This is a genomic window from Pseudomonas sp. 05T35, assembly GCF_056396605.1.
On record NZ_JBFTLU010000161.1, the window covers coordinates 1 to 11,099 of the forward strand.

Annotated in this window: 12 protein-coding genes, 1 tRNA gene and 1 pseudogene; 13 read left to right on the forward strand and 1 reads right to left on the reverse strand. The window is 57.9% G+C overall.

What is annotated here, in order from left to right:
* Positions 1-108: 108 nt before the first annotated feature.
* Both vapB and vapC read left to right on the forward strand, forming a co-directional pair.
* Positions 109-339, forward strand: a complete 231-nt coding sequence (gene vapB / locus AC1DH9_RS14300; protein WP_054595147.1) for a type II toxin-antitoxin system VapB family antitoxin — start codon at positions 109-111, stop codon at positions 337-339.
* A complete protein-coding gene (vapC, locus tag AC1DH9_RS14305) occupies positions 339-746 on the forward strand; it encodes a type II toxin-antitoxin system tRNA(fMet)-specific endonuclease VapC (protein ID WP_145016703.1) in 408 nt (135 codons plus the stop codon). The genes vapB and vapC overlap by 1 nt, the downstream gene beginning before the upstream one ends.
* Before the next feature lie 69 nt (positions 747-815).
* Here the strand turns inward: vapC and gabP are convergent, their stop codons facing one another.
* Entirely contained in the window at positions 816-2,207 is a 1,392-nt protein-coding gene (gabP, locus tag AC1DH9_RS14310; protein WP_427544643.1) for a GABA permease, read from the reverse strand.
* Between the two features lie 433 nt (positions 2,208-2,640).
* Between gabP and AC1DH9_RS14315 the strand changes: the two genes are divergently transcribed.
* The 11 genes and pseudogenes from AC1DH9_RS14315 to AC1DH9_RS14365 all read left to right on the forward strand — a co-directional run.
* The gene (locus AC1DH9_RS14315; protein WP_427544641.1) at positions 2,641-3,414 is read left to right on the forward strand and encodes an ABC transporter ATP-binding protein; all 774 of its coding nucleotides are present in this window, start codon (positions 2,641-2,643) and stop codon (positions 3,412-3,414) included.
* Positions 3,415-3,427: 13 nt separating this feature from the next.
* A complete protein-coding gene (locus tag AC1DH9_RS14320) occupies positions 3,428-4,183 on the forward strand; it encodes an ABC transporter substrate-binding protein (protein ID WP_427544639.1) in 756 nt (251 codons plus the stop codon).
* A gap of 78 nt (positions 4,184-4,261) precedes the next feature.
* Positions 4,262-4,957, forward strand: coding sequence for an ABC transporter permease (locus AC1DH9_RS14325; RefSeq protein ID WP_427544637.1), 696 nt, complete (start codon positions 4,262-4,264; stop codon positions 4,955-4,957).
* Entirely contained in the window at positions 4,954-5,643 is a 690-nt protein-coding gene (locus AC1DH9_RS14330; protein ID WP_477808326.1) for an ABC transporter permease, read from the forward strand. The genes AC1DH9_RS14325 and AC1DH9_RS14330 overlap by 4 nt, the downstream gene beginning before the upstream one ends.
* Positions 5,624-6,853: a methyltransferase gene (locus tag AC1DH9_RS14335; protein WP_477808327.1), complete on the forward strand. Its 1,230-nt coding sequence runs from the start codon at positions 5,624-5,626 to the stop codon at positions 6,851-6,853. Before AC1DH9_RS14330 ends, AC1DH9_RS14335 begins: the two co-directional genes overlap by 20 nt.
* 311 nt (positions 6,854-7,164) lie before the next feature.
* Positions 7,165-8,406: a nucleoside deaminase gene (locus AC1DH9_RS14340; RefSeq protein WP_427546331.1), complete on the forward strand. Its 1,242-nt coding sequence runs from the start codon at positions 7,165-7,167 to the stop codon at positions 8,404-8,406.
* A gap of 184 nt (positions 8,407-8,590) precedes the next feature.
* Entirely contained in the window at positions 8,591-9,412 is an 822-nt protein-coding gene (locus AC1DH9_RS14345; protein ID WP_427546333.1) for an FkbM family methyltransferase, read from the forward strand.
* A gap of 34 nt (positions 9,413-9,446) precedes the next feature.
* On the forward strand, positions 9,447-9,974 hold the full coding sequence (locus AC1DH9_RS14350) for a serine acetyltransferase (protein WP_427546335.1): 528 nt from the start codon (positions 9,447-9,449) through the stop codon (positions 9,972-9,974).
* Positions 9,975-10,111: 137 nt separating this feature from the next.
* A tRNA-Thr gene (locus tag AC1DH9_RS14355) sits at positions 10,112-10,187 on the forward strand.
* A gap of 423 nt (positions 10,188-10,610) precedes the next feature.
* Complete coding sequence (locus AC1DH9_RS14360; protein ID WP_427546337.1) at positions 10,611-10,865, forward strand: DUF1652 domain-containing protein; 255 nt, start codon at positions 10,611-10,613, stop codon at positions 10,863-10,865.
* Positions 10,862-11,099, forward strand: a pseudogene (locus AC1DH9_RS14365) (Crp/Fnr family transcriptional regulator); the annotation flags it as partial. The gene AC1DH9_RS14360 and the pseudogene AC1DH9_RS14365, both read left to right, overlap by 4 nt.

Below are 11,099 nucleotides of genomic sequence, written 5' to 3' on the forward strand. Positions count from 1 at the left end.
CGAAGAGCTGGCGCTACCCTTCATCAGCTCCAGCGTATATCCCGTTGACATATCCCCGCCACAACCTATTCTTGGGCTCTAAGCGCACCAAAAGCGGAGGACACCCCAATGGAACAGACCACCCTTTTCATGAGCAATCGAAGCCAGGCCGTCCGCTTGCCCAAAGCCGTGGCAATGCCTGAAGACGTCAAGCGCGTCAACGTTGTAGCCATTGGCCGCGCTCGCATCATCACGCCGGCCGATGAAGCCTGGGATAGCTGGTTCGATGGCGATAACGTTACTGCCGATTTTATGGCTGACCGCGAGCAACCGGCCGATCAGGAGCGCGAGTCGTTCTGATGATCAAATACATGCTCGATACCAACATCTGCATTTTTACCATCAAGAACAAACCACAGGTCGTACGCGAAGCGTTCAATCGCCATCACGGCCAGCTGTGTATAAGCGCGGTCACGTTGATGGAATTGATTTACGGCGCTGAAAAATCGGCGGCGCCGGAAAAGAACCTGGCCGTCATCGAAGGTTTTGCAGCTCGTCTTGAAGTCCTGCCCTTCGACTACGAAGCCGCTGCCCACACCGGAATGATTCGCTCGGAACTTGCAAAGGCGGGCACACCGATAGGCCCTTACGACCACATGATCGCCGGACACGCGCGCTCACAAGGGTTCATTGTGGTGACGAATAATCTTCGTGAATTTGAGCGTGTTCCCGGATTGCGCGTAGAGGATTGGGTACACCTCGATTGAAGTCGGCACCAGAAACAAAAACGGCCGCTGTCATTCCTGACAGCGGCCGTTTTCATTACGCAGGGTGAATCAGCTCAACACGACCGCGCCACGCTGTTCCAGTTTGCGACGGCGAGCCACAAACAAACCGGCAGCCACCACCAAAAGGCTCAACAGCCCCGTGGCAAGGATTTCCACGCGATGGGCATCCTGAAACAGCATGATGGTCAGGGCCGCCACGATGAATACGATCACCGCATAGGTCAGGCCTGGAAACAGCCACATGCTGAAGGCGATTTTTTCACCGCGGGCCATGCGCTGTTTGCGCATGCGCAGTTGCGAAATCGCGATCACCAGGTACACCAACAGCGCAATAGCGCCGGAGCTGGCCAGCAGGAAATCGAACACCGCAGCCGGGGCCACGTAGTTGGCGAACACCGCGAGGAACGCTGCGCAGGTAGACAACATGACGGCCCAGTAAGGCGTGCCGCTCTTGTTGGTGCGCTGGGAAACGGCCGGTGCATCACCACGCTTGCCCAGGGAGAACATCATGCGGGAAGCGGTGTACAGCGCCGAGTTCAGGCAACTGGTCACAGCAACCAGCACCACGAGGTCGACGATCAGCTTGGCGTTCGGGATGCCCATGCGCTCAAGCACGGTCTGATAGGAACCGACGCTGGCCAGAACCGGATCGTTCCATGGCACCAGCGCTACAACGATGAAGATCGATACGAGGTAGAACAAGCCAATCCGCCAGATCACCGAATTGGTGGCCTTGGAGATTTGCTGGCCCGGGTTCTTCGACTCCGCGGCCGCGATGGTCACGATCTCGGTGCCCATGAAGGAAAACATGGTGGTCAGGATGGCGCCCAGTACCGCGCCCATGCCGTTTGGCAAGAAACCCTGGGTGTCGAACAGGTGCGAAACGCCGCTGACCTGGCTGCCTGGCAGGTAGCCGAAGATCGCCATGACACCGAGGACAATGAAACCGATGATCGCCAGGACTTTGATCAGAGCGAACCAGAATTCGAACTCACCGTAGTTCTTCACGCTGAACAGGTTGGTCACTGTCAGCAGCAACGTGATGATCAGGGTAAATGCCCAGATGGCCACATTAGGGAACCAGGCATGCAGGATAGTCGCGGCGGCGTTGGCCTCCAGCGGGATTACCAGCACCCAGAACCACCAGTAGAGCCAGCCGATGGTGAAACCGGCCCAGTGACCGATGGCGCGATCGGCGTAGGTCGAAAAAGAGCCTGTGTCCGGAGACGCAACGGCCATTTCGCCAAGCATGCGCATGACCAGCACTACCAGCATACCGGCGGCAGCGTAGGCCAACAGCACGGCCGGGCCTGCAGCGGCGATGGCGTGACCCGAGCCAACGAACAGACCGGCGCCGATAACACCGGCAATCGACAACATGGTCACATGGCGCGGCTTGAGCCCCTGTTCGAGGCCATTAGAGCTTTGGGTACTGCTCATTGAAACTACCTTTGTAAGGAAAAGCGATTGCGTCCATCCCGCTTGGCGTCCTTCTCGTAAAAAGAATCCAACGGGGCGTTCCTTATTCTGCACGCAATAATTGCGCCAAAATGTTTCACTCCGCCGGTTTACGCGGGCTGTACGCTAAAAGTGCGGATCGGGAACGTTTGTCCGGTTAGCGCTTCCAACACCCGGCCAAAGCTGGCACCATCGCGCCTTTTTTTACGCGACACCCACACAGACATGGCTTCAAGCGTGGGATCGGTTGTTGATGCCGCGACAGTCTGCTGCGCTGATGCGACAACCGGTCACGCACTGCCCGTCTACGCCCCGTGGGGCTGTTGGCCGCCATTCGACCGCCATGCTAGCTTGGCGCCTCGCCAGGAATGCCCGGCCAACAGCAGGAGCACAACAGACACAATGAGGACCGCACATGGCTGAGGCCACGCCCGCGCTTGAAATCCGCAACTTGCACAAACGCTACGGGACGCTTGAGGTGCTCAAGGGCGTCTCGCTGACCGCACGCGACGGCGATGTGATCTCGATCCTGGGTTCCTCCGGTTCCGGCAAGTCCACATTCCTTCGCTGCATCAACCTGCTCGAAAACCCGCACCAGGGCCAGATTCTGGTGGCCGGCGAAGAGCTCAAGCTCAAGCCTTCGAAAAACGGCGAACTGGTCGCCGCCGACGGCAAGCAGATCAATCGCCTGCGCAGCGAAATCGGTTTTGTATTTCAAAACTTTAACCTGTGGCCGCACATGAGTGTGCTCGACAACATCATCGAAGCGCCGCGCCGCGTCCTCGGGCAAAGCAAGGCCGAAGCCATCGAAGTGGCGGAAGCCTTGCTGGCCAAGGTCGGCATCGCCGACAAGCGTCACGCCTACCCGGCAGAACTTTCCGGTGGCCAGCAGCAACGTGCCGCCATCGCCCGTACCTTGGCAATGCAGCCAAAAGTCATTCTGTTTGATGAGCCGACTTCCGCGCTTGACCCGGAAATGGTTCAGGAAGTACTAAACGTGATCCGCGCGCTCGCCGAAGAAGGTCGCACCATGCTGTTGGTCACCCACGAAATGGGCTTCGCCCGTCAGGTGTCCAGTGAAGTGGTGTTCCTTCACCAAGGGCTCATAGAAGAGCAAGGATCGCCCCAGCAGGTGTTCGAAAACCCGCTTTCGGCGCGCTGCAAACAATTCATGTCCAGCAACCGCTAACGGAGCTACCTACATGCAGACTTACAAAAAACTCCTCCTGGCCGCGGCCGCCACACTGGTGTTTTCGGCCAATGCAATGGCCGCCGAAAAACTGAAGATGGGCATCGAAGCGGCTTACCCACCGTTCAACAATAAAGATGCCAGCGGCCAGGTGGTCGGTTTCGACAAAGACATCGGCGACGCCCTGTGCGCCAAGATGCGGGTCGAATGTGAAGTCGTTACCTCTGACTGGGACGGCATCATTCCGGCACTGAACGCCAAGAAGTTCGATTTCCTGATCTCCTCGCTGTCGATTACAGACGATCGCAAGCAGGCCGTTGATTTCACCGACCCGTACTACTCGAACAAACTGCAGTTCATCGCACCGAAGAACGTCGACCTCAAAACCGACAAGGACTCGCTCAAAGGCAAGATCATCGGCACCCAGCGCGCCACCCTGGCCGGCACCTGGCTTGAGGACAATTACGGCAACGACGTCACCATCAAGCTGTATGACACTCAGGAAAACGCCTACCTGGACCTGACCTCCGGTCGCGTCGATGCGATCCTCGCCGACAAATACGCCAACTACGACTGGCTGAAAAGCGATGCGGGCAAAGACTACGAGTTCAAAGGCGAACCGGTTGTATCAAGCGACAAAATCGGCATTGCCGTGCGCAAGGGTCAGGACGAGCTGCGTAACAAGCTGAATGCTGCACTGAAAGAAATCGTCTCTGACGGCACCTACAAAAAGATCAACGACAAGTACTTCCCGTTCAGCATCTATTGATTCTGACTGGCCTGACCGGCGCCGTACTCTGACGGTGCCGGTCCTTGGCAATGCCTGCGGCAACTTGAATAGAAATCCATGACTATCGACCTCTACGGATTCGGCCCGGCGCTCGCCGCTGGCGCGCTGATGACCGTCAAACTGGCCCTCTGCGCGTTATGCCTGGGACTGGTGCTCGGCCTGCTCGGCGCCTTGGCCAAGACTTCCCCGTACAAGCCGTTGCAATGGCTTGGCGGCACCTACTCGACCCTGGTTCGCGGCATCCCGGAATTGCTCTGGGTGCTGTTGATCTACTTTGGCACGGTCAACCTGATGCGTGTCCTGGGCGAGTTTTTTGGTAATCCCGATCTCGCGCTCAATGCCTTCGCCGCCGGCGTGATCGCCCTCGGCCTGTGCTTCGGCGCCTACGCTACGGAGGTCTTCCGCGGCGCGATTCTGGCGATCCCCAAGGGTCACCGCGAAGCCGGTGTTGCGCTGGGTCTTTCGAGGTTCCGGATTTTTACCAGGCTGATCATGCCGCAGATGTGGCGCATCGCCCTGCCGGGTCTGGGCAACCTGTTCATGATCCTGATGAAAGACACCGCACTGGTGTCGGTGATCGGTCTGGAAGAAATCATGCGTCATGCGCAAAACGGCGTGACCATGACCAAGCAGCCGTTCACCTTCTACATGGTCGCGGCCTTCATGTACCTGGGCCTGACGATTCTGGCCATGACCGGCATGCACCTGCTGGAAAAACGCGCCGCTCGCGGCTTCGCGAGGAGCACGCAATGAATTGGGAAGTCATCATCAAGTGGCTGCCGAAACTGGCACAGGGCGCGACCCTGACCCTGGAACTGGTGGCCATCGCCGTCGTCCTCGGCTTGCTGCTGGCAATTCCGCTGGGCATCGCCCGCTCGTCGCGCCTGTGGTACGTGCGCGCACTGCCTTACGCGTACATTTTCTTCTTCCGTGGCACGCCGTTGCTGGTGCAGCTGTTTCTGGTCTATTACGGCCTGGCGCAGTTCGATGCGGTCCGCGCGAGCGCRATGTGGCCGTACCTGCGCGATCCGTTCTGGTGCGCCACCGCCACCATGACCCTGCACACTGCAGCCTACATCGCCGAGATCCTGCGCGGGGCGATCCAGGCCATTCCAAAGGGCGAGATCGAAGCAGCGCGGGCACTGGGCATGTCGCGCCCCACGGCGCTGTTCTACATCATCCTGCCGCGTGCCGCGCGCATTGGCCTGCCGGCCTACAGCAACGAAGTGATCCTGATGCTCAAGGCCAGCGCCCTGGCCARCACCGTCACCTTGCTGGAACTGACCGGCATGGCCCGCACCATCATTGCCCGGACCTACCTGCCCGTGGAGATCTTCTTCGCGGCTGGCATGTTCTACCTGTTGATGGTCTACATTCTGGTGCGTGGCTTCAAGCTGCTGGAGCGCTGGTTACGCGTCGATGCCTGCCAGGGACGCTGATCGGCCGGTGCTTGCGGGCGAGCAGTTACTCGCCCGTTTCAAGGCGCTGGACGGGTTCCTGACCAAACACCAGGTACTCTGGCGACCGAGGCCGTTTACCCATCTGCAACTGCCGTGGGAAACGACCTATCCAGAATTGGCGGATTGGCTAAGCCAGCGTTCGCTGGAAGACGCGGAAACCAGTCATAACCATCCTGAAGACCTTCAGGCGCCTGCACCTTTTCCAGGACTGGCCGCACAGGCCATCACCCTCAGCGCTGTAGGCAACCTTCCCGTTCATTCGACCGAGCCTGCGACCCGACGACTGAACGTCGACGTGCCCGGCCGTAAATGGCAGCAGATCGAAGCCTTCGCCGGTTGCCTGCAATTTGCCGAAAAACCCCGGCACTGGCTGGACTGGTGCTCGGGCAAAGGTCATTTGGGACGACGCCTGCTGCAAGCTGGCCAACAGCTGACTTGCCTGGAATATGACCCGGCGCTGATCGCCAGCGGTCAAGCGCTGAGCCAACACCATCACCTTGCGGTCAACCATCTTCAACAAGATGTGATGGCAGCCGATGYGGCGGCGCGTCTGAACGCCGATCAGACACCGGTCGCCCTGCACGCTTGCGGCGATCTGCATGTACGGCTGATGCAACTGGCCAGCGCGGCCGGCTGCAAACAACTGGCCATTGCGCCCTGCTGTTACAACCGCATCAACGCTCGCCAGTATCAGCCGCTGTCCGACGCAGCAAAAGGCTCCGGCCTACAGCTTTCCCTCGACGATCTGGCGCTACCGCTGAGCGAAACCGTTACCGCCGGTGCCCGCGTCCGACGTCAACGCGACATGTCCATGGCCCGCCGACTGGCTTTCGACCTGCTGCAACGGCAACTGCGCGGTTGTGACGACTACCTGCCAACACCGTCGTTGCCCAGCGCCTGGCTGGATAAACCCTTCGCCGATTACTGCCGCGACCTCGCGGCGCTGAAAGACTTATCCACAGTCCCGGCGCAGGATTGGTCGGCGCTGGAAGCCGCTGGTTGGGAACGCCTGGCCCGGGTGCGCAATCTGGAGCTGCTGCGCGGCTTGTTCCGCCGCCCGCTGGAGCTGTGGCTGGTACTTGACCGAGCGCTGTTTCTCGAAGAACAGGGTTACTCGGTGCGCCTGGGATTGTTCTGCGAAACCCCACTGACGCCGCGCAATCTGATGCTGCTGGCCGAGCGTCGATAACCCCCTCCATTTCGATCAACAGCCTGTGGATAAGTCTGTTGATGAAACTTGACAAAAGCCTTTGGATCCATGGCTTATAGGCCATAAATGCGCTTGGTCATTTTTTGTTCACATTAAAAAACAGGCGAAAAAACAGCCAGTTGCGATTTGTTGAGAACTGCTCCACAAAATAAGCCGTAAACGCAGCGAAACCACCTCCCGCTGTGCATAAGCATTAATCCGAAAGGTCATAACCAACCTCCACTATCTGAACTATCGTTGCCAGGCGTCAGAACTCTCTGGCACTCAGGACAGCAAGGAGCTGGGACACAATGACCACACTGAAAAGTGCACAGGAAGCCGTCGATACCGTCGCCAACGAAGCCATTCTCGCGGCCATTCAACAAACCTTCGCCGTTGGCGGGGCGATCATCAACAACGCTACCGGCGAAGTCATCGCAGCACTTCACAACAACGTGTTAATGCCTTTTCCGGGGAGCGGCACCACCTACTTCCTGCCCCATGACCCGACCGCCCATGGCGAGCGACAACTGGTGGACTGGTACTACGCAAAAGCGGAATCGCTGAAGCTTCCGCCGCCCAACAAATTGACCATTGTGACCACGCTGGACCCTTGCGCCATGTGCGCCGGCGCTTTGCTCACGGCCGGATTCAACGTCGCCGTGAGTGCGATCGATGACTACGCGGGGATCAACTACAACAGCCAGTTCACCTTCCCCTCGCTGCCACCGCACATTCGTCAACAAGCGCAAAAAACCTGGGGCTATTACGCAATCGCCGCGCCTGTCAGCCGTGCTTATCAAGGCTCAATGAGCCCGGTGTTTGGCGGTCAGACCATCGACTCGGCGGCGTACTACCTCACCAGCTCGATCTTCTCTGCCAGCGTCGACACAGTGCGCAAAGCGAGCAACAACAGCGGTCTTGAGCCTTCGAAACTGAAAAACCCGGCCACGCTGCCGGCGAACAGTCCGGTACGCCAGGCATTGACCAAAGTGAGTCCGTACGCCTTGACGGTCACCTCCAGCAACCCGCGTGACCCTGGTGCGGAACTGGCGCCGCCGCTGCTGAAAACCGCCCAGCAAGCCAGTGTGTTCAACTCTGTGGCCTTGCTGGATCCCTTTGGCAACCTGCTGGTGTGCCTGGGCGGCGTGGAAAACCAGTCGCCGATTCGCACGGCATTCATGGAAACCACCCGCAGCTATGCGGTCATGCGCTGGACCCTGATGAACGACCCGGACCCGGCGGTACGTGCCCAGGCCGAGCAATACCTGACACACCCAAAATACGGCACCTTCGTGTTCCTCTACGCACCAGACCCGACCACCCCTCAAGCGGTGATGACCTTCGGCGCGTACGGCTCGACCATGGAGGGCCCGGTGCCGCAAAGCTATCCGTCGAACCTGCAATACGTATTGTTGCCAGGCAACACCACAGCGCAGGCGCTGTCGCAACTGGCCCAGAACCTGCCGCCGTTCTATACCCAAAGCGTACAGGTGGCTCCCGCCCAAGTCCTGAGCCAGGCCCTGATCAACGCCGTTAAAAACGGCGTGTAACCGGCTAACGCCATTGCAAGTCCAGACCCGTCGAACCCTCGGCGGGCCTGCCACACTCCCCGTCTTTGGCCGCTATACCCGCACACTTTCTGATTGAAGATCGCTACACTCCTGAGCCTGACCCGCTGCGACATTCAACGCACGCGCCCATTTCCCAGGCAATTCGAGCTATCAGGAAGAGACCGTGACGCTCATTTCTTATGCACAAAATTTCGAAGACATCCGGTTGTGGCGCGTACTGAAAAACATCGAGAACGGCTTTTACATCGACATCGGCGCCAATGACCCAAGCCACGACTCCGTGACCCGAGCGTTCTACGACCACAACTGGACCGGCATCAACGTCGAACCGGTGCAGGTTTATTACGACGCGCTGTGCCAGCAACGCCCCAAAGACATCAACCTGCAATGCGTCGCTGGCGAAACCGCTGAAGCCCTGACGTTCTACGGCATCGCCGACACCGGCCTGTCGACCCTCGACCCGGCCATCGCCCAGCAGCACAAAGATGCGGGCATGCATGTGCAGACCCAGACCGTCACCTCGCGCACCCTGGCGTCGATTTGCGAAGAACACGTCAAAGGCCCGATCCACTTCCTGAAAATCGACGTCGAAGGCCACGAAGAAACCGTACTGCGCGGCATGGACTTCGTCCAATGGCGACCGTGGATCATGCTCATTGAAACCCCATGGAACCGCGACCAGACCTGGGAAAAAATCGTCACCGAGGCCGGCTACCACCCGGTGCTGTTCGACGGTATCAACACCTTCTACCTGGCCGAAGAACACCTGAACCTCAAGCCTGCATTCGAGATTCCACCGTGCAATCTGGATGACTTCCAGTTCTGCAAAGGCCACAAGTTCAGCCACCCGGTTGCAGACCTCGAAACCGCGCTGAACGCCGAACGCCAACGCGCCGACCGCGCAGAGGCCGAGCTGCACGCACTGCGCAACAGCCGCTCGTGGCGGGCGATTCAGACACTCAAGAACGTACTGGTTCGCACCTGACGCTCCAGACCTTACATCAGGCGGAAACAACGCAATGACTCTCGACACCTTGATCCTGCACTGGCGCTCAGAAGTCTCGAACAAGAAAAAACCTGGAAGCCGCATCGGGCTGATCAGCAACATCCTCAGAAGAATCAGAAGGAACAACACCCTCCGGTATTTGTTCTGGTTCAGGTTTGCCCAGTACCTGAATAGCGGAAATGCGTTCGCGCGGCTCTATGCCAAGCGCATGGAGAGAAAAATCAACCTCAAGTACGGGGTCGACATCAGCATTGATGCCGACATAGGACCGGGTTTTCGCATCGGCCACCTGCCTGGCGTCGTCATCACCGGTTACGTCAAAATCGGTCGAAATTTCTTCATTCGCCAAAACACAACAATCGGCATAAAAACCATGGGCCTGGACGAGTACAACCTGGTGATTGGCGACAACGTCAGCGTCGGGGCGAATAGCTGCATCATCGCCGACAGCCTTTCAATCGGTGACAACGTCACGATCGGGGCCATGTCATTCGTCAACAAAAGCATCCCGGCGGACAGCACTTTTTACAACGCGCGATAACCACAGGCTGATCAAAACCAGCCTCGGAGCGCTCAAGCACACACAAGGGCACGAACCTTGTCAGGGTCCTGCTGAAAAATAGTCAGTAATCAGGGGTTTACAGAAGCCCGCCAATCGCTATAATCGTCGCCCAACACGCCGGTATAGCTCAGTTGGTAGAGCAACTGACTTGTAATCAGTAGGTCCCGGGTTCGACTCCTGGTGCCGGCACCATACAAAACGAAGCCCTCGTAGAAATACGAGGGCTTTGTTGTTTCTGGCATCCAGAAATCCAACTGCCATCCCCCCTCCTGTGGGAGGCGCCGAAGGCTGCGATCTTTTGATCTTCAACGAAGATCCGGTCGCCCTTGGAAAATATCGCAGGCTGCACCAGTTCCCCAACCGGGAAAATCAATCTGAGAATCATCTAGCCGGCCTCCCCACCCAGCCCTTGAAACCGGGGTGCCCCCCCCAAAATAGAGCTCACACTCGATTGCACGGTTGAAGAACCAGATAGACGTAAAGAAATAGGCCTCCGATCCTGGGATCTGGCTAGACAATTCCAAACGGATCTAACCTTTGCGCGAGGCACATACATACTGACGATTAGGCCCATCGGGAAGCCCTTTGACTGACTCTCCTTGAAGTCCAACGCAAATGATATCGATAGTAGAAATTTGCCATCTCATCGAGAAGAGCTTCCTTCCAAATAAGTGTGAATGCGTTGTGGCGCACGATTTAACACTCACCGTGAGGATTTTCCATCCTGGCAGTGAAAGGGAGATGTTTGTGGTCACTGGCATTTCTGTAATGAAATTCCAGAACGGACACGATGTTGCGGGGTTGATCAAGGAGCTAAGGGATGATGTTCAATGCATTAGACCAACACTGCTGTTGTCCCCAAATAAATGACTCCTCTACAGAATCGCCTGCTGGCTGCACTGCCCGTTGATGTCCAGGAACGTCTGACCCCCCAGTTGGAGTTAGTGTCCTTACCGTTGGGTAAGGTCGTGTATGAATCTGGGGATATCTTGCAGCATGTCTACTTCCCCACCGACGCCATCATCTCTCTGCTTTACGTGATGGAAGACGGCGCTTCGGCGGAAATTTCCGTGGTGGGCAATGAAGGGCTGGTTGGTCTGGCCG

Coding starts and splice junctions, on each gene's coding strand:
- AC1DH9_RS14360 (WP_427546337.1), top strand. CDS start 10,611: ATGATATCGATAGTAGAAATTTGCCATCTCATCGAGAAGAGCTTCCTT.
- AC1DH9_RS14350 (WP_427546335.1), top strand. CDS start 9,447: ATGACTCTCGACACCTTGATCCTGCACTGGCGCTCAGAAGTCTCGAAC.
- vapC (WP_145016703.1), top strand. CDS start 339: ATGATCAAATACATGCTCGATACCAACATCTGCATTTTTACCATCAAG.
- vapB (WP_054595147.1), top strand. CDS start 109: ATGGAACAGACCACCCTTTTCATGAGCAATCGAAGCCAGGCCGTCCGC.
- AC1DH9_RS14325 (WP_427544637.1), top strand. CDS start 4,262: ATGACTATCGACCTCTACGGATTCGGCCCGGCGCTCGCCGCTGGCGCG.
- gabP (WP_427544643.1), bottom strand. CDS start 2,207: ATGAGCAGTACCCAAAGCTCTAATGGCCTCGAACAGGGGCTCAAGCCG.
- AC1DH9_RS14320 (WP_427544639.1), top strand. CDS start 3,428: ATGCAGACTTACAAAAAACTCCTCCTGGCCGCGGCCGCCACACTGGTG.
- AC1DH9_RS14340 (WP_427546331.1), top strand. CDS start 7,165: ATGACCACACTGAAAAGTGCACAGGAAGCCGTCGATACCGTCGCCAAC.
- AC1DH9_RS14315 (WP_427544641.1), top strand. CDS start 2,641: ATGGCTGAGGCCACGCCCGCGCTTGAAATCCGCAACTTGCACAAACGC.